The sequence below is a fragment of the Microbacterium salitolerans genome (assembly GCF_019720895.1).
GTDB lineage: Bacteria > Actinomycetota > Actinomycetes > Actinomycetales > Microbacteriaceae > Microbacterium.
On record NZ_JAHKSH010000006.1, the window covers coordinates 158,763 to 181,014 of the forward strand.

General features: G+C 70.6%; 20 protein-coding genes. 9 read left to right on the plus strand and 11 right to left on the minus strand.

Going from position 1 to position 22,252, the window contains the following annotated elements:
* Positions 1 to 36: 36 nt before the first annotated feature.
* Positions 37 to 360 carry a hypothetical protein gene (locus KOL93_RS14815; protein ID WP_221586172.1) on the plus strand — a complete coding sequence of 108 codons (324 nt, stop codon included), beginning with the start codon at positions 37 to 39 and terminating at the stop codon, positions 358 to 360.
* A 49-nt stretch (positions 361 to 409) separates the two neighbouring features.
* Positions 410 to 1,348 carry an LLM class F420-dependent oxidoreductase gene (locus tag KOL93_RS14820; RefSeq protein ID WP_221586173.1) on the plus strand — a complete coding sequence of 313 codons (939 nt, stop codon included), beginning with the start codon at positions 410 to 412 and terminating at the stop codon, positions 1,346 to 1,348.
* A gap of 208 nt (positions 1,349 to 1,556) precedes the next feature.
* Here KOL93_RS14820 and tadA read toward each other — a convergent pair whose 3' ends face one another.
* Together tadA and KOL93_RS14830 are read right to left on the minus strand one after the other, a co-directional pair.
* The gene (gene tadA / locus KOL93_RS14825) at positions 1,557 to 2,018 is read right to left on the minus strand and encodes a tRNA adenosine(34) deaminase TadA (protein WP_221586174.1); all 462 of its coding nucleotides are present in this window, start codon (positions 2,016 to 2,018) and stop codon (positions 1,557 to 1,559) included.
* Between the two features lie 10 nt (positions 2,019 to 2,028).
* A complete protein-coding gene (locus tag KOL93_RS14830; protein ID WP_221586175.1) occupies positions 2,029 to 3,069 on the minus strand; it encodes an NAD(P)-dependent alcohol dehydrogenase in 1,041 nt (346 codons plus the stop codon).
* 167 nt (positions 3,070 to 3,236) lie between these two features.
* Between KOL93_RS14830 and upp the strand changes: the two genes are divergently transcribed.
* Both upp and KOL93_RS14840 read left to right on the plus strand, forming a co-directional pair.
* Positions 3,237 to 3,872: a uracil phosphoribosyltransferase gene (upp, locus tag KOL93_RS14835; protein ID WP_221586176.1), complete on the plus strand. Its 636-nt coding sequence runs from the start codon at positions 3,237 to 3,239 to the stop codon at positions 3,870 to 3,872.
* Between the two features lie 142 nt (positions 3,873 to 4,014).
* Entirely contained in the window at positions 4,015 to 4,944 is a 930-nt protein-coding gene (locus KOL93_RS14840; RefSeq protein ID WP_221586177.1) for a universal stress protein, read from the plus strand.
* A 22-nt stretch (positions 4,945 to 4,966) separates the two neighbouring features.
* Here KOL93_RS14840 and KOL93_RS14845 read toward each other — a convergent pair whose 3' ends face one another.
* On the minus strand, positions 4,967 to 8,503 hold the full coding sequence (locus KOL93_RS14845; protein ID WP_221586178.1) for a TM0106 family RecB-like putative nuclease: 3,537 nt from the start codon (positions 8,501 to 8,503) through the stop codon (positions 4,967 to 4,969).
* A 76-nt stretch (positions 8,504 to 8,579) separates the two neighbouring features.
* On the opposite strand from KOL93_RS14845, the gene KOL93_RS14850 reads away from it, so the two are divergent.
* Positions 8,580 to 10,637 carry an NAD(+) synthase gene (locus tag KOL93_RS14850; RefSeq protein WP_221586179.1) on the plus strand — a complete coding sequence of 686 codons (2,058 nt, stop codon included), beginning with the start codon at positions 8,580 to 8,582 and terminating at the stop codon, positions 10,635 to 10,637.
* An 83-nt stretch (positions 10,638 to 10,720) separates the two neighbouring features.
* On the opposite strand, the gene KOL93_RS14855 is transcribed toward KOL93_RS14850, so the two are convergent.
* Positions 10,721 to 11,155 carry a hypothetical protein gene (locus KOL93_RS14855; RefSeq protein ID WP_221586274.1) on the minus strand — a complete coding sequence of 145 codons (435 nt, stop codon included), beginning with the start codon at positions 11,153 to 11,155 and terminating at the stop codon, positions 10,721 to 10,723.
* A 138-nt stretch (positions 11,156 to 11,293) separates the two neighbouring features.
* Here KOL93_RS14855 and KOL93_RS14860 point away from each other — a divergent pair, with 138 nt between their 5' ends.
* Together KOL93_RS14860 and KOL93_RS14865 are read left to right on the plus strand one after the other, a co-directional pair.
* On the plus strand, positions 11,294 to 12,952 hold the full coding sequence (locus tag KOL93_RS14860; RefSeq protein ID WP_221586180.1) for a sensor histidine kinase: 1,659 nt from the start codon (positions 11,294 to 11,296) through the stop codon (positions 12,950 to 12,952).
* A gap of 3 nt (positions 12,953 to 12,955) precedes the next feature.
* Entirely contained in the window at positions 12,956 to 13,618 is a 663-nt protein-coding gene (locus KOL93_RS14865) for a response regulator transcription factor (RefSeq protein ID WP_221586181.1), read from the plus strand.
* Between the two features lie 19 nt (positions 13,619 to 13,637).
* Here KOL93_RS14865 and KOL93_RS14870 read toward each other — a convergent pair whose 3' ends face one another.
* The 4 genes from KOL93_RS14870 to KOL93_RS14885 all read right to left on the minus strand — a co-directional run bounded on the left by KOL93_RS14870 (position 13,638) and on the right by KOL93_RS14885 (position 18,838).
* Positions 13,638 to 14,246 carry a tRNA-specific adenosine deaminase gene (locus tag KOL93_RS14870; RefSeq protein ID WP_221586182.1) on the minus strand — a complete coding sequence of 203 codons (609 nt, stop codon included), beginning with the start codon at positions 14,244 to 14,246 and terminating at the stop codon, positions 13,638 to 13,640.
* 70 nt (positions 14,247 to 14,316) lie between these two features.
* Positions 14,317 to 14,496, minus strand: coding sequence for a hypothetical protein (locus KOL93_RS14875; RefSeq protein WP_221586183.1), 180 nt, complete (start codon positions 14,494 to 14,496; stop codon positions 14,317 to 14,319).
* Positions 14,497 to 14,516: 20 nt separating this feature from the next.
* Positions 14,517 to 17,675: an AAA family ATPase gene (locus KOL93_RS14880; protein ID WP_221586184.1), complete on the minus strand. Its 3,159-nt coding sequence runs from the start codon at positions 17,673 to 17,675 to the stop codon at positions 14,517 to 14,519.
* On the minus strand, positions 17,672 to 18,838 hold the full coding sequence (locus KOL93_RS14885) for an exonuclease SbcCD subunit D (RefSeq protein ID WP_221586185.1): 1,167 nt from the start codon (positions 18,836 to 18,838) through the stop codon (positions 17,672 to 17,674). The genes KOL93_RS14880 and KOL93_RS14885 overlap by 4 nt, the downstream gene beginning before the upstream one ends.
* A gap of 214 nt (positions 18,839 to 19,052) precedes the next feature.
* On the opposite strand from KOL93_RS14885, the gene KOL93_RS14890 reads away from it, so the two are divergent.
* Complete coding sequence (locus KOL93_RS14890; protein ID WP_308291655.1) at positions 19,053 to 19,934, plus strand: macrolide 2'-phosphotransferase; 882 nt, start codon at positions 19,053 to 19,055, stop codon at positions 19,932 to 19,934.
* Here the strand turns inward: KOL93_RS14890 and KOL93_RS14895 are convergent.
* Positions 19,876 to 20,181, minus strand: a complete 306-nt coding sequence (locus KOL93_RS14895) for a hypothetical protein (protein WP_221586186.1) — start codon at positions 20,179 to 20,181, stop codon at positions 19,876 to 19,878. The genes KOL93_RS14890 and KOL93_RS14895 overlap by 59 nt on opposite strands.
* Positions 20,182 to 20,259: 78 nt before the next feature.
* Here KOL93_RS14895 and KOL93_RS14900 point away from each other — a divergent pair, with 78 nt between their 5' ends.
* Positions 20,260 to 21,048, plus strand: a complete 789-nt coding sequence (locus KOL93_RS14900) for an SseB family protein (RefSeq protein WP_221586187.1) — start codon at positions 20,260 to 20,262, stop codon at positions 21,046 to 21,048.
* Between the two features lie 7 nt (positions 21,049 to 21,055).
* Here the strand turns inward: KOL93_RS14900 and KOL93_RS14905 are convergent, their stop codons facing one another.
* A complete protein-coding gene (locus tag KOL93_RS14905) occupies positions 21,056 to 21,763 on the minus strand; it encodes an alpha/beta fold hydrolase (RefSeq protein ID WP_221586188.1) in 708 nt (235 codons plus the stop codon).
* 135 nt (positions 21,764 to 21,898) lie between these two features.
* Positions 21,899 to 22,192: a GNAT family N-acetyltransferase gene (locus KOL93_RS14910; protein ID WP_221586189.1), complete on the minus strand. Its 294-nt coding sequence runs from the start codon at positions 22,190 to 22,192 to the stop codon at positions 21,899 to 21,901.
* Between the last annotated feature and the right edge of the window lie 60 nt (positions 22,193 to 22,252).

Sequence of the window (22,252 nt, forward strand, 5' to 3'; positions counted from 1 at the left end):
TCCACGCTACAGCTGGGGTCGCTATACGCTGGGCCCATGGATGCACTGGTGAGCGACGACGCAGCCCACGCCGAGGCCCCGCGGGTCATCGAGGCGATCGAGAACGGTCCCGAGGTGCAGAAGCTCCTGCGCCTCACGGTGACCACCCTCGAAGGCGGCAGGCTGCTCGTCGCGGGCGAGGCCGCCGTCCCTCTCGACAAGCCGCTCTCGTCCATCGCGCGCGACATCGACGTCGTCGAGGGCCGGCTGCGCCAGGCCGTCCCGTCGGTCGCCGAGATGTTCCTCACCGCGCGGGTCTACCTCGACCCCGACACGGCCGAGCCGCCGACCGAGGCGTTCGTCGTCCGCTCGAGCGACTGATCGGCCGAACGCGCATCTGACACCGCCCGAGCGGTGCCAGGATGGGCGCATGACCGAGTTCTGCGTCTTCACCGAGCCTCAGCAGGGGGCCACCTACGACACCCAGCTCTCCTTCGCGCAGCAGGCGGAGACGAGCGGGTTCGACGGCTTCTTCCGCTCCGACCACTACCTGAAGATGGGCGACTTCTTCGACGGGTCCCCGGGGCCGACCGACGCGTGGACGACGCTCGCCGGTCTCGCGCGCGAGACGACGACGCTGCGCCTCGGCACCCTCGTCTCGTCCGTCACCTACCGCACACCGGGGATCCTCGCGATCCAGGTCGCGCAGGTCGATCAGATGTCGGGAGGACGCATCGAGCTCGGGCTCGGCACCGGCTGGTTCGGCGCCGAACACGCCGCGTACGGGATCCCCTTCCCGCCCAAGCGCTTCGATCTCCTCGAGGAGCAGCTCGAGATCGTCACCGGCCTGTGGGCGACGCCCGCGGGTGAGACGTACTCGTTCGACGGATCCCACTATCAGCTGACCGACTCCCCGGCGCTCCCGAAGCCGGTCCAGAGCACCGTTCCCGTCATCGTCGGCGGCGCGGGCCTCAAGCGCACACCGATGCTCGCCGCGCGCCACGCGACGGAGTTCAACATCCCCTTCCAGCCTGAGGACGTCGTGTTCGATCGCTGGGGTCGCGCACGCGCGGCCTGCGAGGAGATCGGCCGCGACCCCGAAACGCTGTCGCTGACGGTCGCGCTGACGACGCTCGGCGGTGCGACCGAGGCCGACGTCGCGCGCCGCGCCGCCGCGACGGGTGTCGACGTCTCGGCGTTCCGCGACGACCACACGTTCTGCGGGTCCGCCGACGAGATCGTCGACCGCGCCGGCCGCCTCATCGAGAACGGCGCGAGCCGCATCTACTTCCAGATGATCGACATGACCGACCTCGATCACGTCGCCTTCATCGGCGAGGAGGTCCTCCCGCAGCTGCGCGGGGCGTGAACGCGCGGATCCTCGTCCTGGGACGCTGACGATGCCGTGAGCCGCAGACGAAGACCACGGATCCGAGCGGATCTCGATGATTCGTCAGGGGCCCGGCGCGGAGCGGCGCGGGTATGCCCGTGATGGCGCTGGCATCGGGTTTGGCGGGAGGTTCGCTCTGCGAGCCGGGGGACTGCGCCATCACGGGCATGCGCGCGACGCGGCCCCCTCACCGACGCGCGCGGAAGAACTCCTCGAGCGGGGCGCGGGTCTCGGCCTCGAGCACGCCGCCGACGACCTCGGCGCGATACGGCAGCCGGCGATCGCGCACGACGTCGTAGAGGGAGCCGGCGGCGCCGGCCTTGTCGTCCCACGCGCCGAAGACGAGCCGAGAGATGCGGGCCTGCAGGAGCGTGCCGGCGCACATGACGCACGGCTCGAGCGTGACGACGAGGGTGCAGCCGTCGAGGTTCCACGAGCCGCTGCGCTCGGCCGCTTCGCGCATCGCGACGACCTCGGCATGGGCGCTGGGATCGTGCGTCTCTTCGCGCCGGTTGCGCCCCTCGCCGATGATCGCCCCGTCCCCGTCCACGACGACGGCGCCGACGGGCACCTCCCCCGCCGCGCCGGCGTCTGCGGCGAGCGCGATCGCCCGGCGCATGGCGGCGACGTCGGAGGGGTCGGGTGTCATGCCCTCGAGGTTACGGCGTGATGACGGCGCGCCCGCGCAGCGTGCCCTCGTGCAGGCGGTGGTACGCCTCGGGGGCGTCGTCGAGAGAGAAGGACTCGGTCTCGACGTCGATGAGGCCGGCGCGGGCGAGGTCGAGCACCTCCATGAGCTCTGCGCGGGATCCCCAGTACGGCGAGCGGATCGTCGCGTCGAAGGGGCGTGCGAGCATGCCGACGTCGGCCTTCGTCGCTCCGACGCCCACCAGCACGAGGTCGGTCTCGACGCCGCTGAGCGCCGAGCCGAGGTCGACGGTCGGCTGAATCGCGACGAAGTCGAACACAGCCGTGACCGTTGCGCGGCCCGTGGCCCGCGTGATCGCCTCGACGGCGTCCTCGTTCGAGAGGAACGCGTGGTGCGCGCCGACGTCCTTCGCGAGGGCGAGCTTCTCCTCGTTCACGTCGAGCGCGATGACGGTCGCCGGGGTGAGGGCGCGGAGGATCTGGATCGCGACGTGCCCGAGCCCGCCCGTGCCGATGACGACGGCCGTGGATCCGGGGCCGAGCTTCGCCAGGGATCCCTTGATCGCGTGGTACGGCGTGAGGCCGGCATCGGTGAGCGCGACGTTGTCGACCGGGTCGAGGTCGCCGAGCGGGACGAGGAAGCGCGGCGAGTCGACGATCATGTACTCGGCCATGGATCCGTCGTGACCGAGGCCGGGAGGCGTGATGCCGAGCTCGGCGGCGCGCTCGCAGTAGTTCTCCTTGCCCTGGGCGCACTGACGGCAGCGCCCGCAGCCCCAGGGTCCGTACACCGCCACGGATTCGCCCACCGACACCTCGGTGACGCCCTCACCGAGTGCGTCGACGATGCCCGCGCCCTCGTGACCGAGGGTCATCGGCAGCGGGTAGCCCGCGGCGTAGTCCTCTTCGGGGAGCCCCATGACGAAGGAGTCGGAGTGGCACGCGCCGGCGGCCGTGACCTTGACGCGCACCTGGCCGGGCCCGGGCTCGGGCGTGGGGACTTCGCGCACCTCGGGCGGCTGACCGATCGCAACGTACTGCAGAGCCTTCATGGGGATCTCCTCTCATCCACCGGCCGCCGCGTCGGCGACAGGTGTCTCCATTCTCCTCCTCGCACGCTCTGGCGTCACCCAGCTGACTCGTGCATGCCCTGTGAACAGCAGGGAACCGTGGGGAGGCCTCCGGCTCTCCGCCAGGCGCGCCCAGTAACGTGTGTGCCATGCGCGTGCACATTGCCGACCACCCCCTCATCACTCACAAGCTGACCGTCCTGCGCGACGCGTCGACGTCGTCGCCGGTGTTCCGCCAGCTGACCGAGGAGCTGATGACGCTCCTCGCCTACGAGGCCACGCGCAATGTGCGTGTGGAGGAGTGCGAGATCCAGACGCCGGTCACGGTGACCAAGGGCGTCAAGATCGCGGATCCGAAGCCGCTCGTCGTGCCGATCCTCCGCGCCGGTCTCGGCATGCTCGAGGGCATGACGAAGCTCCTCCCGACGGCCGAGGTGGGCTTCCTCGGCATCGTGCGCGACGAGACGACCCTCAAGCCCACGACGTACGCCGAGCGTCTGCCCGACGACCTCAGCGACCGTCAGTGCTTCGCGCTCGACCCGATGCTCGCCACGGGCGGATCCCTCGCCGCGGCGATCAAGTACCTCTTCGACCGCGGGGCGACCGAGGTCACGGCCGTCTGCCTGCTGGGAACACCCGAGGGCGTGCAGGCGATCGAGAACCTCGTCGGCGATCGCGACGTCACCCTCGTGCTCGGCGCCATGGACGAGGGCCTCAACGAGAAGGGCTACATCGTTCCCGGTCTCGGCGACGCCGGCGACCGCCTCTACGGCACGGCCGACTGACTCGCCCGAACGTGCGGGGGGGGCTCAGCGCGAACATCCGACGCCTCCCCCTCCCGTCGCGCGACCAGCCTGCCTAGACTGCGAGCGACGGGAGCACAGCCGCTCTTCGCCGACGCCAGAGCGACTCTGTGAGAGGCATGTCATGGCCGATTCTTCCCATTCGACAACCGATCCGATCCCGTTCGATTCCCCGAAGCGCGAGTTGGGGGTCGTCGTCGGGTTCGACGGATCGGAGCACGCGCACCTCGCGCTCGACTATGCGGCGGCGGAGGCCACGCGCCGAGGCGCGATTCTCACCGTCGTCGCCGTGTACGCCGTGCCGGTCAGGGTCTACACCACCCTCGCGGCCATCCCTGCGCACTCCGACGAGGCCACAGCGCAGCACGCCGCACAGAACGTCCTGGATGGCGCCCGCGCACAGCTCGCCCGTCATTCCGGCCGCGTCGAATATCGCGCCGTTCCCGGCCATCCGCTCGGAGCCCTCGAGGATCTCAGCGTCGCCGCTCAGGTCATCGTCCTCGGCGCCCGCGGCCACAGCGGGCTCTCGGGTCACCTTGTGGGCTCCGTCGCGAACGCGCTGCCCGTCCACGCGCACTGCCCGACCATCGTCGTCGGAAAGCGACCCGATTCAGACGCACATGCCGATGCGGTCGCGGTCGCGGTCGACGGCTCCGATCAGAGCAGGGGCGTCCTCTTCGAAGCGGCACGAGTTGCGCACCAGCGGAAGGTTCCCCTCGACGTCGTCACGGTGCTGCCCACAAGCGACGAATGGCTCTACTGGTATCCGGATGCGGAGCTCAACGAGCAGATGATCGCCGACAGGACCAACGATCTCGAGAGAGATCTGGAGGCGTGGGCTGACGACGTGGCCGAGACCTTCTCCGGTCTGGAGGCGCGAGCGTCAGTGATCGTCGGCAACCCGAAGGATGTGCTCGCCGCGCGCACGGCGCAGGCCGACCTGACGGTGCTGGGCACGCGCGGCCGGGGCGCGGTTCGCAGCGCGCTGCTCGGTTCGGTCTCGCGCAGCGTGCTTCATCACGCCCAGGGGCCGGTCATGGTCGTCCCCTCCTGACGAATGCCGCCGCGCGCGTGTCTCACACCTGCCCGACGAGGCGGGCAAAGGCGCTGAGGCGCGCGACGGAATCGGCGTGGTACGGCAGGTCGTCGAGCAGCGCGGGGCTGTAGACGACGTGCGCGGCGACCTTCGCACGGCTGATGCCCACGTTGAGGCGATTCTGCAGCAGGAGGAACTCGGGGCCGCGCGGGGCGTCTCGACCGGATGATGCGGCGAGCGTCATGATCGCGACGGCGGCTTCCTGACCCTGGAACTTGTCGACCGTGCCGACGCGCACCTGCGGGAACCCACCGCGCGCGAGCGTCTGCTCGACGAGCTGCTGCTGCGCGTTGTAGGGCGCGACGACGATGACGTCGCTTTGCATGATCTCGCGCGGCGACTGCGGCGTCGCCTGCTGCTCGTCGTCGATCTCGATGTCGACGAACGCGCGACCGACCGTGTCCTGCACGATGCGCAGAACGGCCTCGGCCTCTTCCGGTGACTCGGTCGCGTTTCCGCGGTGCTCGATCGGGACGGGGTGCACGCCAGGGACGACGCCCTCGATCGACCGCTGGTCCGCGCCTGCACGCGCCCGGAGCTTCCCGTTGTACGACAGCTCGGAGACGGGGCGGGCGACGTCGGGGTGCATGCGCCAGGTCTGCGCGAGGAAGTAGCCGTGCCCGTCGGGCAGGACCGCGGATCCGCGCATGAGCCAGCCAAGTGCCGACGTGTCGATGGGCGCGGGATGCGTGCCCTGGCTGACCTGCGGGAGCTGCTGCGGATCCCCGAGGAGCAGCAGGCGGCGCGCGGACATCGATACTGCGATGGTCGACGCGAGCGAGAACTGGCCCGCCTCGTCGACAACGAGGAGATCGAGGGCACGACGGTCGACTCGTGTGACATTCGCCAGATCCCACGCCGTCCCGCCGATGACGTAGCCCTTCGACCGCTGACGCTGGTAGTCGGCGAGGCCGCCGCGCGGCAGCACCGTGAAGGCCTGACCGTCGGCGCGGGCCCCGCCCTTCAGCGTCTTGGCGACGTGGCCCGCGGGAACGCCCGCCGCGACGACGCGATCGAGCATGTTCTCGACGACGGCGTGCGACTGCGCGACGACGCCGACTTTCCACCCGTGGTCGTTCACGAGCCGGGCGATGACGTGGGATCCGACGTAGGTCTTGCCCGTGCCAGGCGGGCCCTGTACGGCGAGGTAGGTCGGAACGCTCAGCAGCGAGAAGACGATCGCGTCGATGTCGCTGCCGATCGAGGACCCGACGACGCGGCCGGAGTGATGGTCGGCGCGCAGCGTGCGGAGGATGTCGGTCGCCGGATCGATCGGGTACCCGCCGTCGGCGCGACCGACGTGGTTGTCGGCCCGGAGGAGGGTGTCGGCCCACTCGTCGATCGCCCCCTGCTGCGCCCCGGCCTTCGGCGGGGACGGCGGCGTGAGGGCGATGGGCAGCTCGCGCCACGTCTGACCCTGCACGGCGTACTCGTCGACGATCACACCATCGTCGAACACTTCGACGACGGTGACCTCGCGCGGCACGTGGATCCACCGCGGCGACGCCTCGTTCGGGAACGGCGCCGGCGCCGGGTACACCGCGTAGGGCGAGGACGCCGTTCCGAGCCGGGTACCTGGCGCGAGCTCGCCGCGCAGCTCGAGGCGCCTCCGCTCCGACCGGGATCCATCGGGGATGTGCCAGTCGTCGACGAGAGCGGAGCGGCGGATGTCGACGACGATGACGTCCTTCGTCTCGCCCCACAGCGACACGGGCTCACGCAGGCGCTCGAAGTGCGACTGCCAGAAGGATCTCGCCTCGCGAGGGTAGTAGTCGATCGCTGCCGCCGCGAGGCGGAGCGCCTGTTCGTCGTTCGATGCCGGCTCGCCCTCGGTTCGGGCGTCCCGCAGCTCGTCGGCCCGCGCCGTGAGCGCAGTCGCTCGAGGCGAGGGCTCGTAGGCGGCGGCGAGTCGGTCGTCGGGTGCGGCCGGGAGGACGCGGCTCTCGCGGGCGCGCTCGACGAGCCAGTCGCGCAGGCGCCGCGTCGAGACGCAGTCGTAGCGGTTGTAGTCGGCGAGATCGTCGAGGATCGCGTTCGCATCGTCGTCTCGCCCGCGCTCGAGGAGACTGCGCGCCTCGACGTAGCGCGCGATCGAGTCGTCACCCTTCTGCACGTCCTGTGTGCGCACGTCGCCGCCCATGTACAGCGGCTCGAGCTTCTTGATCGAGTACGACCGCGATCCCACGCGCAGCGCGTTCTTCACGATCGGATAGAGATCGACGAACAGCTCGTCGCGCAGCATGCGATCGACGTCGGCCTCGCGGACGCCGTGGCGCGCCGCCATGGCCGCGAGATGCGTCGTCTCGTACGGCGCGTAGTGGTAGATGTGCATCTGCGGGTGTGCACGCCGGCGCGCGGCGATGAAGTCGCAGAACCGCTCGAGCGCCTTCCGCTCGGCATCGAGGTCGTGGGCCCAGAGCGGCGTGTACTGCTCGCGCAGATCGACCCATCCGAACAGGTAGTCGATGCCCCACGACGTGCGCCCGTCGCTCCCCCGCTCGCTGTAGAGCGGATCGCCCTCGAAGTCGAAGAAGATGTCACCCAGGTCGGGTCGGGGCATCGCGCTGAGAGCGACCGGATTCACGACCTCGTAGAGCGGCGCGTCTGCGCGCTCGCTCTCGGTCGCCACCTGCAGACGCGCCTGCGTGCGCAGGGTCTGGAACTGGTCGTCGCTCATGCGCGGCGGCTTCTCGGCCGCCTCGGCGAGCTGCTCGATCGTCTCGATGCCGGCCGCGCGCAGGCGCTCGCGCTGCGTGGGGCGCATGCCGGCGACGAGCAGCACGTCGCGGTGCGACTGGACCTCGATCTCGCACGTCGCGCAGCGCCCGCACGCGCGCACCTCGAGGTCGCCTCGCGCTTCCCCCCACCCGAGCGGGGCGATCGCCGTGCCGCCGTCGACCCGGCGGTCGGCGACGAGCGCCCGTAGCCGAGCCCGGCGCACGTCGAACAGCGGGAGCAGATCGCGCACGGCGTGCGTCGATGTGGATCCGTCACCGAGCAGCAGGTCGACCTCGTCGGCACGCGGAATCCCCTGCTGGTCGAGCTGATCGACGTATGCCGCGAGCTGCATGAGCGCGGTCACCCGAGCGGTGCGGGCGAGCTTCGTGTCCTGCACGCGCCAGCGCCCGTCGTCGTCGCGGACGAGGAAGTCGGCGAACCCGACGAAGTCGCCGCCCGCGAACGCGCCCTGGAACACCACACGCGCGTCGGGGCGCGAGAGCGCCTCCTCCGTCGCCCGCACCGCGCCGGCCAGCGCCGACGCGTCGGCCGACGATGCGCGCTCGATCTCGACGACCGCGTCGCCGTGCTGTTCGCGGAATTCCGCGAGAACCCGCGCCTCGTGCGCATCGCCCATCTCGGCGGCGCGCGCCAGCATCGCATCCTCGGGATCGTCGACCAGCTCGGACCGGCCCAGCTTCGCGTCGATCCTGCGCATCCACGCGAACTCGCACTCGGCGGCAGCTTTGAGGTCGCTCGCACTCCAAATGAGGCGGGATTCGTCGCGGAGGATTCGCATGCCTCAACGGTAATTCCGACCCCTGACAAACGAAGAGCCCGCGAGCTCGCCACAAGAAGGTGCGAGACTGGCCCTCGTGACCGAGTTCGATTTCCGCAGCGCCTACCGCCACGGCTTCGCCCGCGTCGCCGCGTGCCATATCCCCGTCGCCGGCGCCGATCCCGCGACCAACGCGCAGCACGTGCTCGACACCGCCCGTCGTCTCGACGACGATGCCGTCGCCGTCGCCGTGTTCCCCGAGCTCTGCCTGTCGGGCTACGCCATCGACGACCTCGTCATGCAGGACGTCCTACTCGACGGCGTGCGTGCGGCGATCGAAGAGATCCGCGAGCATTCCGTGTGGATCGTGCCGATGCTCGTCGTCGGTGCCCCCCTGCTGCATCGCGGGCGCCTCTACAACTGCGCCGTCGCGATCCACCGCGGCAGGATCCTGGGTGTCGCACCGAAGTCGCACCTCCCCACCTACCGCGAGTTCTACGAGCGCCGCTGGTACGCGCCCGGCGACGATCAGCGCGGCACGATCCGCCTGGCGGGCGCGGACGTCCCGTTCGGGCCCGACCTGCTCTTCGAGGCGACCGACGTGCCGGGGCTCGTCGTGCACGCCGAGGTGTGCGAAGACATGTGGGTGCCGGTGCCGCCGTCGTCGCTCGCCGCACTCGCGGGTGCGACCGTGCTCCTCAACCTCTCGGGCAGCCCCATCACGGTCGCGCGCGCCGACGACCGGAAGCTGCTCGCGCAGTCGGCGTCCGCTCGGTGCCTCGCCGCCTACGCCTATGCGGCGGCCGGGCTCGGCGAGTCCACGAACGATCTCTCGTGGGACGGCCAGACGATGATCTTCGAGGGCGGATCCCTCCTCGCCGAGACCGAGCGATTCCCGCAGACCGCCACGTCCTCGATCGCCGACGTCGACCTCGACCGCCTGCGGCAGGACAGGATCCGCCAGGGCACGTTCGACGACAACCGCCGCGCCCACGCCGACGCGACCGACTTCCGCCGCGTGAGCTTCGAGCTGAAACCGCCGCACGGCGACATCGGTCTGCGTCGCCATGTCGATCGCTTCCCCTTCGTGCCCGACGACGCGGGCCGCCTCGCGCAGGACTGCTATGAGGCGTTCAGCATCCAGGTCGCGGGTCTCGTCCAGCGCATGACCGCGATCGGATCCCCGAAGCCCGTCATCGGCGTGAGCGGAGGCCTCGACTCGACGCACGCGCTGCTCGTCATCGCGAAGGCGATGGATCTCATGGGCCGGTCGCGCAGCGAGATCCTCGCCTACACGATGCCGGGATTCGCGACCTCCGATCACACGAAGTCGAACGCCATCGCTCTCGCGACATCGGTCGGCGCGACCATCGAGACGATCGACATCCGCCCCGCCGCGACCGAGATGCTGCGGCAGATGGACCACCCCGCCGGATCCGGCGATCCCGTGTACGACGTCACATTCGAGAACGTGCAGGCCGGGCTCCGCACCGACTACCTGTTCCGCCTCGCGAACCATCACGGCGGCATCGTCGTCGGCACGGGCGACCTGTCGGAGTTCGCACTCGGCTGGGCGACGTACGGCGTCGGCGACCAGATGAGCCACTACGTCGTCAACAGCGGCGTGCCGAAGACGCTCATCCAGCACCTCATCCGCTGGGTCATCTCGGAGGGCGACGCGCAGGGTGTGAGCCCCGACGAGGTCCAGGTTCTGCAGTCCGTCCTCGACACCGAGATCAGCCCCGAACTCGTCCCCGCGGGTCAGGACGGCAAGGCGCAGTCGACCGAGGACGCGATCGGCCCGTACGCGCTGCACGACTTCACCCTCGCCCACGTGCTGCGGCACGGATCCCGCCCCACGAAGATCGCGTTCCTCGCCGCGCACGCGTGGGAGGACGCGGAACGCGGCGAGTGGCCGCCCGGGTTCCCCGAGGGATCCCGTCCCGAGTACGACCTCGACACGGTCGTGCGCTGGCTGCGGGTGTTCCTCCAGCGCTTCTTCGGCTTCGCGCAGTTCAAGCGCTCCGCGGTGCCGAACGGACCGAAGGTCTCGCACCTCGGATCCCTGTCGCCCCGCGGCGACTGGCGTGCCCCCAGCGACGGCAACGCGCGCGCCTGGCTCGCGGAGCTCGATCGCGGGTTCCCTCAGAAGTAGGGCGCGCCCTCCCGCGCTCGCGAACCGCCGGCGCGGTTTCGCCCGCGCGCCCGGCCGGCTCCTGGCGGCAGCCCGCTCAGGTGTCAGTCGTCATCATCATCGTCGTCGTCATCCCCGTCATCGTCCCAGTCGTCGTCATCATCGTCGTCGTCGTCCGGCGCGGGTGCGGGAGCGGGCGGCGGCGCGGGCGCGGGGTCAGGAGCGGGCGCAGGATCCGGCTGCGGGGCGGGTTCCTGCGGCTGCGAGCCGCCGTCGTCCTTCTTCGCGTCGTCCTTCGTCGGCGTCGGCGTGGGGGTCGGCGTCGGCGTCGGGGTGCGCTCCCGCTCGACGTCGCGCGTGGCGCGGGACGTCGCCGTGTCGGCGGAGTTCTCCGTGCCCGTGATCGCGCCGCCGTCGATCAGCTGCCCCGCGTCGGTACGCAGCTCGAAAGCATGCGCCGCCGCGATCGCGCCCGTGCCGAGCACGCCGACGCCGAGCACAGCCACTGCCGTGTATGCGATCCACTTCTTTCCGGCCATGGCCCCTTCTCCTCCCGCGGTTTCGGGTTCCCGCGATGACCACCACTTCACACGATGCCCGTAATGCCGTCGCCAAGCGAGTATGAGAACGGTCTTATCGGCGCACGCGCTGCAGGTCCGACGACGATACTGGATCGTGTGAGTCCGACCACCGAGGAGACGCCGCGGCGACGGCGCATGCCCGTGATCTCGGTGCGCGTGCGACTCGTCGTCGCGATCGTCATCTCGGTCGCTCTCGGACTGCTCGCCGTCGGCGTGACGGTGTACATCGTCGAGCGCGAGCGCAAGCTCACCGAGATCGATCTGCGGCTGAAAGACAATCTGAACTCGGCGCGCTTCGTCGTCGAGGACGGGGTGGGCGGCGAACCATGGCCCTCATCGGAGGCCGCCCTCGACGCCGTCGTGCAGCGGCTGAGCCCGGACGACAACACCGGCTCCGTCGGCATCTGGGACGGACAGGCCCAGAGGGTGCCCGGCGTACCGCTGGACGTGGACCTCGTGAACGATGCGCCCGGCTTCGTCGACCACGTCGTCTCGGTCACCGACCAGGCGGGCGCGGTGATCGGCGCCACCTACGCCGAGGAGGGCGTGCTCTGGCGGTACATGGCCGTGCCGATCGAGGTCCCCGACTCTCCGCCGCCCGAGTCGGCGCTGTTCGTCATGGCATTCGACGTCGATGCCGAGCTCGCCGAGATCAACGACGCCGGGGGCTGGTACCTCATCGTGTCGGGTGTCGTGCTGGTCGCGGTCGGCGCGATCTCGTTCATCGTCGCCGGGCGTCTGCTTCGCCCTCTGCGCCTCATGCGGCAGACGGCCGAGCGCGTCTCCGCGCAATCGCTGAAGGAGCGCCTGCCGATCGACGGCCACGACGACGTCTCGCAGCTGGCGCGCACGATGAACGACATGCTCGACCGCCTCGACACCTCGCTCGAATCGCAGAAGCAGCTGCTCAGCGATGTCCGCCACGAGCTGCGCACGCCGATCACGATCGTGCGCGGCCATCTCGAGCTGATGGATCCAGAGGATCCGCAGGACGTGCGCGACACCCAGGAGCTCACGATGGACGAGCTCGATCGTATGAACGCGCTCGTGCAGAACCTGTCGGAGGCGGCGTCGCTCCACGGCCCGTCGCCTCTGCAGCGCGTCGCAGTCGACGTCGGCGACCTCATGGAGCAGGTCGTGCGCAAGACGCAGGCGATCGCGGGCGCCGATGTCTCCCCCGGACCGTGCGTGGCGCTCGTTGCCGAGCTCGACCCGGCGCGCATCACGCAGGCGGTCCTGCAGCTCGCTCAGAACGGCGTCACCCACGGTGGCGGCCAGCTCGTGATCGGCAGCAATCTCTCCGGCTCGCACCTCGAGATCTGGGTGCGCGACTACGGACCCGGTGTCCCGGACGATTCGAAGCAGGCGATCTTCGACCGGTTCCAGCGCGGATCCTCGTCGGGCGCCCCACGTGACGGCGGCAGCGGACTGGGGCTCAACATCGTGCAGATGATCGCGCGCGCCCATGAGGGATCCGCGCGCGTCATCGACGCGACGGACGGGCCCGGCTCGGTCTTCATCGTGTCGATCCCGCTCGACGAGGCGACCACGACGTCGTCGGTGTCGTACGCGCCCGTCGACGACGCCCCGCGTTCCGACCCGGCGCCGCGCGAGCCGCTCACTCCGACAGGTGCAGTCGATACGATCGTCGTGCCGCCACGACCGCCTCTCCCAGGGCCGGGCGGACAGGTTCCGACGGCGCCGATCCCCCTCGTCCCGGATCCTTCACGCACCACCGACCGCACCGAGGAGTGACACGTGGCTTCGATTCTCATCGCCGATGACGAGGCGCGCATCGCCGGATTCATCGAGAAGGGACTCAAGGCGGCTGGTTTCGCGACGCGCGTCGCCGGGACGGGCACCGAGGCCCTCGCCCTCGCCCAGACCGACGAGTTCGACCTCCTCGTGCTCGACGTGAACATGCCGGGCATGAGCGGCTTCGACGTGCTCGAGCAGCTGCGCGGTCAGGGCTCCCGCATGCCGATCATCATGCTGACGGCGCGCACCGACCTGAACGACACCGTCGCCGGGCTCGAGGGCGGCGCCGACGACTACCTCGGCAAGCCGTTCCGGTTCGACGAGCTGCTCGCGCGGATCCGTCTGCGCATGCGCAAGACCGACGAGAGCCCGACGAGCACGGAGCTGCGGCACCGCGATCTGTCGCTCGATGTGCGCACGCGTCGCGTGATGATCGACGGGGGCGAGAGCATCGAGCTGTCGGCGCGCGAGTTCGCCCTGACGGAGGAGCTCATTCGTCACGCGGGCATGGTGCTCAGTCGCGAGCAGCTGCTGAGCCGCGTGTGGGGGTACGACTTCGATCCCGGATCCAACGTCGCCGACGTGTACATCGGGTATCTGCGCCAGAAGCTGGGCGCCGACCGCATCGAGACGGTGCGCGGCGCGGGGTACCGGCTGGCGTGACGCCGTTCGTGCGCGGTCGTCAGGCCTGGCGGGCGTTGTAGACGACGGTGTCGCCGGCGTCGACCGCGTCGCGGTAGTGCTGGAAGACGCGCACGGCGTCGGCCTTCGCGACGTCGAGGGTGACGGCGATGCCGCGCTCCTCGAACGCCTCGACCCATGTCTCGATCATGGGCCCCTCGTCGAAGGTCGTGAGTTCTTCGCACTCGGGTCCGTGGCCCGCGAGGACGAGCGAGGTGATGCCCGACCACATGGCGGCGCCGTAGCACTGCACGCAGGGACGCCAGTTGACGACGAGCTCATGATCGGGAAGCCCCGCCCCGCCGAGATCCCACGTGCTGAGGCGCGCCTGGGCGGTGCCGAGAGCGGTGACCTCGGCGTGACCCGACGACACGTTGGCGGCGAGCACGACGTTGACGCCGACGGAGACGATGCGTCCGGTCTCGCGCTCGGCGACGAGTGCGGCGAAGGGGCCGCCGTTGCCCTCGCGCCAGTTGCGATCGGCGAGGCGGTTGACGAGGGCGACGCGGTCGTCCAGGGACGGGATCACGTCGGGGAGGTCGGCGAGCTCGTCGTTCAGCCAGGCGGGCAGGGCGAGGGTGAACGAGGTCGCGAGCGGCGGGAAGTTCATGCCGTCAGGGTACGCGGCGCATGTTTCGCGGAGTCGCGCGTCGCGGGTCCGTGCGAGCGGGATCCGCCGGTCAGGATTCCCGGGACCGGAAGATCGAGCGCAGGACGAGGAAGACGATGAGGGCGACGACTGCGACGATGGCGAGCTTGAACGCGAACCAGATGACGGAGAAGAGGACGTTCACGAGCCAGAAGGCGATGACGACCGCGACGATGACGCCGAGAATGGTCCAGATCGTGTTCTTGTTCATGTGTCTATCTTGTCGCAGTTTCATGACTGGTGGACGGTGCTCCAGCCCTGCGGCTGCTGTGTGACGCGGAGCTGAGCGGGGATCTGCTCTTTCATCGTCTCGACGTGGCTGATGACGCCGATGGTGCGCCCGCCCTGGCGGAGTTCGTCGAGCGTCCGCATCGCCACGTCGAGAGTCTCGCCGTCGAGAGAACCGAAGCCTTCGTCGATGAAGAGCGTATCGAGGTGGATCCCGCCCGCGCGCCCGGTGACGACCTCGGCGAGGCCGAGCGCGAGAGCCAGAGAGGCGAGGAAGGTCTCGCCGCCGGAGAGGGAGTGCGGCGGGCGGGCCTGACCGGTGTAGCGGTCCATGACCTCGATGCCCAGCCCCGACGCGGCGCCGCGACGCGCGAGCGCGTCGGTGTGCTGGAGGGCGTAGCGCTCGTTCGACATGTCGGCGAGGCGCGCGTTGGCGGCCTCGACGATCTCTTCGAGCTCCGCCGCGAGCACGAACGTCTCGAGGTTCATGCGCTTCGTGTTGTGTGCTCGGCCCGCGATGGCATCGGCGAGGCGCGCGGTGGCCTCGGCTTCGCGCGCGGCCTCGGCGACCTCGGCATGGGCGGCCGTCGCGCGCTCCGCGGCGCCGCGGAGCGCGTCGGACACGCGACGGGCGGCGCTTCGCGCGTCGACGGCGTCGTCGTACGCCTGCTGGGTGGCGGCGAGCGCCTGCTCGGGGACGGTGAGGTCGACGAGCTCGTCGGGCAGGTCGAGGGGCGCGAGCTCGTCGAGTGCGCCCTGGGCCGCGATGCGGGCCGCGTCGGCATCGGCGAGGACGCGCTCGAGTTCGGTGCGCGTCTCGGAGGAGCGTCGGGCGGCGCGGGCCAGGGCGCCGCTGGCGAAGTCGGCGTCGGCGAGGGCGGTCTGGAGTTCGGCCGCGCGCGCCTCGCGATCGGCCTCGGCCCGGACGGATTCGCGGGTCGCGTCGACGAGCGTGCTGGCTCGGGAGGCGAGGCGCTGGGCGGCGCCGATGCGCGCGGCGACGGAGTCGAAGGATCCGCGGGCCGCACGCACGGCGGCGCGGTGCTCGGCGAGCTCGCGTTCGGCCGCGGTGATCGTCGCCCGGAGGGTGCTGCGATCGCTCTCGAGCTGCGTCGTCTTGTCGGCAAGGGCGTCGCGGTCGGCGGCGAGGGCGTCACGCTGGCGCTCGAGCTCGGCCTTCTCCTTCGCGGCGGTCTCGGCGTCGGCGAGTCGGTCGCGTGCGGAGAGGAGGTCGCCGCTGATCTCGACCTCGGTGCGGCCGCCGGCCCGCTCTTCTGCGGCGCGGAGGTCGACCTGCACGGCCTGACGCGCGGCGGAGGCCTTCTCGTCGGCGGCGACGGCCGCGGCGCGCGATGCCTCGGCGTCGTCGATCTCGTCGGGCGTGACGTGGTCGTCGGCGAGCGGGGCGAGCGTGGGGTGGGTCGTGGATCCGCACACCGCGCAGGCGTCGCCGGGGGTGAGCTGCGAGGCGAGCTCGCCGGCGTAGCCCGCGAGGCGGCGGGCGTGGAGCGCACTGAGGGCGACTTCGGCATCGCGTCGCGCGCGGGTCGCGTCCTGGGCGGCCGTCTGTGCGGCCGCGTACTCGGTGCCGAGGCGCGAGATTTCGCCGAGGGCCGCGAACTGCTGTTCGAGCTGATGGATGTGCGCTTCGACGGCCTCGCGTCGCGCGGCGCGCTCGGCGGCGACGTCGATCGCCGTCTGGTTGGCCGCGATGCGTTCGGGCAGAGCGGCCCGCCGCTCGGCGAGGGCGGTGATCTCGTCGGCGCAGGCGGCGAGGTCCTGGCGCGTGCGGTCGAGGCGCGCGGTCTCGTCTTCGAGCAGGGTCTCGATGTCGCGCGCGATCTGCCACGTGCCGATGCGAGTGTTGGTCGCGTCGACGAAGGTATCGAAGGCGTCGAGGGCGTCGGGTTCCCGGCCGAATGCGGGAAGGTCGACGTCGTCGCCGACTGCCGCCGTCGCGCCGGACGCGGGGCCGTCGTCGCCCTCGCGTCGGTGCTCACGCAGCGCTTCGCCCCAGGCGCGGCGCGCCTCGCTCATGACGCCTGCCGTACCGCGGGCTGAGTCTTCCGCGCGGGCGACGGCGTCGAGGAGGTGCGCGACGGTCTCGGCGCGCCGTGCGGCGTCGAGCTCGGCACGCTGGGCGTCGAGCTCGGTCCGGCGCGCGTCGAGGGCCGTGAGCTGTTCGCGTGCGGTGTCGCGGCGGCGCTGCGCGTCTCGGGTCTCGCGCTGGCGATCGCGTGCGGTCTCTGCCGACGTGCGCTGAGCGCGGGCGGTCTGCTCGGTGTCGTCGGCTGCGGCAGCGAGCTCGACGGCGCGTGTGGCGGCGGCGTCGAGGCGCGCAAGCCTGCTCTCGCTCGTCTCGTCGGCCGGCACGTCGGATACGGTCGTACCGTCCGTGGGCGCGGCCCCATCATCGTCGCCGCGCTCCCCTGCGGGCTCACGATCGGCGGGGGCCGACTCGTCGTCGGTCGCGGCGACGCCCGCGTCCTCCACGCGTGCGATATCGCCGTGCGCCTGGTCGAGGATCGCGCGCAGCGTCTCGACGCGGGAGCCGACGCGGGCGGCCTGCTGCTTCTTGCGTTCGTCGAACGCCGCTTCGTAGTCCTGGAAGCGGCGTGTGCCGAAGAGGGTGCGGAGGAGCTTCTGGCGGTCGTCGTTCTTCGCGAGGAGGAATCGAGCGAAGCGGCCCTGCGCGAGGAGGATCACCTGCAGGAACTGCTGCTGGTTGAGGCCGACCACGTCGCCGATCAGGTGCCCGGCTTCGACCGCTCGACTGGCGCGTCCGATCCATTCGCCGTCGACCTGTTCGAAGACCTCGACCTTGGCTGGGGCGGTGGTCGTGCCGGTGCCGCGCATCTTGGGTCGCTCGTATTCGGGACTGCGCTCGACGCGCCACCGTGTTCCGTCGACGGAGAACTCGACCGCGACCTGCGTGGGTTCACCGGGTTCGGCGTGGTCGCTGCGGTATCTCTGATCGCCGCCGTCGTAGCGCGGGGTGGATCCGTAGAGCGCGAAGCAGACGGCGTCGAGGATGCTCGATTTGCCCGTTCCGGTGCGTCCGGCGATGAGGAAGATGCCGTCGGACGCGTAGTGGTCGAGGTCGACCGTCTGCGCCGAGCGGAACGGACCGAACCCCTCGATCTCGATGCGGTGGATCCTCATCGTGCGGCCTCCCCGGCGTGCGCGGAGAGCACCTCGGCGACGAGGTCGCGCTCGTGTTCTGTAGGCCCTTCGCCGTCGCGCACGAGGTCGAGGAAGTCGTCGACGATCTGCGGATCGGGCGTCTCACGAGTGACGCGGTCGCGGTAGGTCCGCGTCGACGCGTCGCTGCGCCGTTCGGGGTCGGGCTGGATCGTCGCGCAGTGAGGAAACCGCGCCTTGAGTTTGCGCATCGGTTCGTGCGGCGGCGTGGCGTCGGTGAGGATCGCGCACACCCAGTCGTCGATGTGCGTCGCGAATCGATCGTCGTGCAGCAGGTCGTCGAGCGTGCCGCGCAGGGTGACGAGGCGGCGCGGCACGGGCAGATCGAGCCACTCGACGGAGGCGAGGCCGGTGCCATCGAGGTCGACGAGCCAGGATCCGCGTGGTCTGTCGCTCTCGCCGAAGCTGTAGTGCAGGGGCGCGCCTGCGTACCGAACGCGTTCCGACAGGCGCGAGCGGCCGTGGATGTGCCCGAGGGCGACGTAGTCGGGCCCGTCGAAGTCGGAGAGCGGCACGACGTCGAGGGATCCCTGCCGCAGGTCCTGCCGGATCTCGCGTTCGACACCGGGGGTCGGTTCGACGCCTGCCGCGAAGCAGTGCGCCATGACGACGGAGCGCCCGCCGCGCGCGGATCGGTCGGCGTCGACGAGCGACATGGCGTGGCGCATGACCTGCTCCTGCGTGCGCAGGGCCTGGTCGGGCCAATGGTGCCGCACGAGCGCGGGCTCGAGGTACGGGATTCCGTAGATGTGCACCGGGCCGTGAGCGTCGTCGAGCGTGATGGGCGTGCCCACGGCCAGCGGATCCGTCACGACGTGCACGCCGGCGCGCCCGAGGAAGGGCGCCTGGAACCCGAGCCGGGCCGCCGAATCGTGGTTTCCGCTCGTGATGACGACGCGCGCGCCGGCATCGCGGATGCCCATGAGCACGTCGGTCAGCAGCCGATAGCAGTCGGCCGCGGGCGTCGCAGAGTCGAACACATCCCCCGCGACCACGACCACGTCGACGCCGTGCTCCTCGACCTGCCCGACCAGGGCATCGAGAACCCCACGCAGCGCGTCAAGCGTGGAGTGACCGTGAAACGACCGGCCGATGTGCCAGTCGGAGGTGTGCAGGATCCGCATGACATCACGCTAGGGCGAACGTCTGACAAACGAAGAACGGATCACAACGGACTGCTGCACGGACATGGGACATACCCACGTGCCCCTCTCTCGTGTAGGAGACCCCCGTGTGAACGGATTCAGCGTGCGGTTACGCAAGGGCAAGGACCATTTCATGCTGGTCGTCAGCCCATTCGCTGTCGGCCGAGGCACGGTGCCTGACACGATGAGTCCCATGGACCCCATCGCCCTCGCCGCCGCGCATGATCTGTCCCTCGACCCCGATTCGGTCTCCGTCAACGAGGCCGGGCTCGACTTCCGTGTCGTGATGGCCGACGACGCCGATGGCGTCACCTGGGTGCTGCGGATCCCTCGTCGCCCCGACGTCGCGCAGGAGGCCGAGAAGGAGGCGCGGATCCTCGAGCTCGTGCGCCCCGCGCTCGCCGAGCTCGACATCGCCGTCCCTGACTGGCGCATCCGCTCGCAGGAACTGATCGCCTACCCGGCGCTGCCCGGGCATCCGGGGCTCACGCTCGACGGCGCGGATCCGATCTGGCACATGGATCCCGCCTCGCCCGATTACGCGACGCGCCTCGGGAAGCTGCTCGCCGCGCTCCACTCCATCGGCCCCGACCAGGCGCGGGCCGCGGGCGTCGAGGTGCGCTCGCCCGACGATGTGCGCCGTCAGTGGCAGGACGACATGGATCGCGTGCGCGCCGAGTTCGCGGTCGCTCCCGGCCTCGATGAGGCCTGGCGCGCGTGGATCGATGACGACGCCAGCTGGCCCGCGCACACCGTGATGTCGCACGGCGAGATCTATCCGGCGCACGTTCTCCTCGACGATGGCCGAATCACCGGCGTCCTCGACTGGACGACCGCCCGCGTCGACGACCCTGCCCGCGACTTCTCGTTCCAGATCGGTGCGGCGGGCGATGCCATGCTGCAGGTCACGGTCGACGCCTACGTCGAGGCAGGAGGACGCACCTGGCCCGGCCTCGCCGCGCAGGCGCGCCGCCTCTGGGACGCGAGCCCCATCCCCTACGCGCTCTTCGCCCTCGTCACGGGCGATCCGATGCACCGCGCGGGCGCCGAGGCGATGCTGAATCCCGATACCTAGGCCGGATCCGCCCGCCTGCCTTCTCGATGTTGCGCAGCCAGTTGACGTTCGTGCCGTAGGTGAGCTCGGTGATGAATCCGCCCTCGACGGGCGCGAGGATCAGCGGCACCTCGTACACGCGCCTTGACGTGCGTCCGACGTGCTCGATGAGCGAGAACGGCCCGCGGCCCGAGTGGGCGGCGCGCAGCGTCAGCGGGTTGGGCGCGCGGCCCAGGATGTCGAGGAACCTGCGGCGAGCGCGCGTCATAGGGCGAGGCTGTTCCCGCGCCGTCGAGGGCGACAGAGCGCATTCGCATCGCGCCGGATCCCCACGTACCGTGGCGGCATGACGTCGCCTGAGCAGCCGAAGAACATCGTCGAGAACGCCCGCGTGCAGGAGGCCCTCGACACATGGGCCGAGCAGAAGGATCCGCGCGCCCACAGCGACGTGCTGCGTCGCACCGCCGCCGGGCAGCTGCTGCTCGACATCAGCCACTCCGAGTTCGCGGATCCCGAGAACCCGATGCAAGAGAACGACAAGCTGGTCGTCACGTCGGTGCACGACAGCGAGGGCAAGGACCTCCTGCTCGCCTTCACCGACAACCCGCGCCTCGAGTCGTTCTCGCAGGCCGAGAAGACGACCTCGCTGGCCCAGCCCGCGGCCGCCGCCCTGCTGCAGGCGCTGGAGCACCACGACGGCATCGCCATCGACGCGGGCACCGACGGCACGTTCATCGCGTACAACGACGAGGTGCGGCGCGCATTCGGCGACGACCTCGGCGAGGCGACGAAGCTCGCCGCCGCGATCGTCGACGGCGGCGTCGAGCTCGACGAGTTCGTGCGCATGATGAAGGACGCCGTCGTCTACATCGGCGGGATCCCCGTCAAGGACGACGAGGGCGACATCATCGGTTACAACGTCGCGAGCGCGACGCGCCCCGACGGAGAGTCGCTGCACGCCGTCTTCACCAGCCCCGCCGAGCTCTGGGCGTGGGAGCCCGGCGCCGTCGCGCAGCCCACGAAGCTCGACCGCGTCGTCGCGTCGGCGAGGAACGACGGCATGGCCGGCCTCGTCGTCAACCCCGTCGGGCCCGCCGCCGAGCTCAAGATGGAGTGGTTCGAAGAGAGCGCATGACGCCGGCTCATTCGTCGACGCGCGCGACCTCATCGACGAGGATCTGAGCGAGGTCGTCGGGCCGGGTCAGCTGCGGCCAATGGCTCGTCGGCAGCTCGATGACCGCCAGCTCGTCGAGCTCGATGAGCTCGGCCGTCATCGGGTGCCCCTCCTCGATCAGCTTCTCCATCATCGCCACGGGAAACGCCGTCGCGATGATCGTGAACGGCACGTGCCAGCGCGCCTCGTCGGAGAGCGCGAGCGGATCCTTCGCGACGCGGGCCGGTACCGGGATCGCGTGCGCGATGAAGTCGCCGAGCTGGTCGTCGGTGAAGTCCTGGAACTCGGCGTCGTCGAAGTAGGTCGCGCGGTCGGCCGGGAACGGCACCAGTCCGTCGACCTCGGGCAGATCCTCGTTGATCGCGAATCCCGCGGGAGGCGGAAACGCGTCGACGCCGATCACGCGCGCGACACGGTCGGGGCGCGCGTCCGTCGCGCCCCACGCGACCGCGCCGCCGCCGGAGTGCCCCACGAGCACCACGGATCCGTCGATGTCGTCGATCAGCTCGACGATGGCCCGCACGTGGTCGGCGAGGCCGACATCCGTGCTGTCTCCGGGCGCATACCCCGGCAGCGTGGGCGTGTGCACGCGATGCCCCGCGTCTTCGAGAGCGGGCACCTGGCCCCGCCACGACGATCCATCCAGCCAGAACCCGGCGATGAGAATGACGTCCATGCCGCGAGCGTATGGGGCGAGCGCGCCGCGCGGAACCGGGGCGACCCAGTACGTTCCTGAGGAGATGTGCGGGAACGAGGACGGATCCGGCCCGCGGCGTCCTCAGGAGTGCGCTTCTCCTCAGGAGTGCACGCGTCAGCCGGCGGCGAGCAGCTCCGCGCGTCCGGGGTGGTCGTCGAACCAGTCGGCGACGTACCAGCAGACCGGCAGGACCTTCTGCCCGCCGCGAGCGGCGATCGCGTCGACGGCGCGCTCGGTCACGACCGACGCGTAGCCCCGACCGCGATGCACGGGGTTCGTGAAGGCGCGCGTGAACGCGACGGTGTCTCCGTGCACGCGGTAGTCGAGCACGCTGACGATCTCGTCGCCGCGTCGCAGCTCGTACCGCGAGCTCTCGGGCACATCGGTGAAGGTCAGGTCGTCGGGCACGGATCCATTGAACACCCTCTCGCGCGCGAAACGGCGCGGATCCCGGAGGATCCGCGCCGT

Excerpts from the sequence above, each read along its gene's own strand:
- KOL93_RS14815 (WP_221586172.1), top strand. The coding sequence starts at position 37 with ATGGATGCACTGGTGAGCGACGACGCAGCCCACGCCGAGGCCCCGCGG.
- KOL93_RS14820 (WP_221586173.1), top strand. The coding sequence starts at position 410 with ATGACCGAGTTCTGCGTCTTCACCGAGCCTCAGCAGGGGGCCACCTAC.
- tadA (WP_221586174.1), bottom strand. The coding sequence starts at position 2,018 with ATGACACCCGACCCCTCCGACGTCGCCGCCATGCGCCGGGCGATCGCG.
- KOL93_RS14830 (WP_221586175.1), bottom strand. The coding sequence starts at position 3,069 with ATGAAGGCTCTGCAGTACGTTGCGATCGGTCAGCCGCCCGAGGTGCGC.
- upp (WP_221586176.1), top strand. The coding sequence starts at position 3,237 with ATGCGCGTGCACATTGCCGACCACCCCCTCATCACTCACAAGCTGACC.
- KOL93_RS14840 (WP_221586177.1), top strand. The coding sequence starts at position 4,015 with ATGGCCGATTCTTCCCATTCGACAACCGATCCGATCCCGTTCGATTCC.
- KOL93_RS14845 (WP_221586178.1), bottom strand. The coding sequence starts at position 8,503 with ATGCGAATCCTCCGCGACGAATCCCGCCTCATTTGGAGTGCGAGCGAC.
- KOL93_RS14855 (WP_221586274.1), bottom strand. The coding sequence starts at position 11,155 with ATGGCCGGAAAGAAGTGGATCGCATACACGGCAGTGGCTGTGCTCGGC.
- KOL93_RS14870 (WP_221586182.1), bottom strand. The coding sequence starts at position 14,246 with ATGAACTTCCCGCCGCTCGCGACCTCGTTCACCCTCGCCCTGCCCGCC.
- KOL93_RS14875 (WP_221586183.1), bottom strand. The coding sequence starts at position 14,496 with ATGAACAAGAACACGATCTGGACCATTCTCGGCGTCATCGTCGCGGTC.
- KOL93_RS14880 (WP_221586184.1), bottom strand. The coding sequence starts at position 17,675 with ATGAGGATCCACCGCATCGAGATCGAGGGGTTCGGTCCGTTCCGCTCG.
- KOL93_RS14885 (WP_221586185.1), bottom strand. The coding sequence starts at position 18,838 with ATGCGGATCCTGCACACCTCCGACTGGCACATCGGCCGGTCGTTTCAC.
- KOL93_RS14890 (WP_308291655.1), top strand. The coding sequence starts at position 19,053 with ATGGACCCCATCGCCCTCGCCGCCGCGCATGATCTGTCCCTCGACCCC.
- KOL93_RS14895 (WP_221586186.1), bottom strand. The coding sequence starts at position 20,181 with ATGACGCGCGCTCGCCGCAGGTTCCTCGACATCCTGGGCCGCGCGCCC.
- KOL93_RS14900 (WP_221586187.1), top strand. The coding sequence starts at position 20,260 with ATGACGTCGCCTGAGCAGCCGAAGAACATCGTCGAGAACGCCCGCGTG.
- KOL93_RS14905 (WP_221586188.1), bottom strand. The coding sequence starts at position 21,763 with ATGGACGTCATTCTCATCGCCGGGTTCTGGCTGGATGGATCGTCGTGG.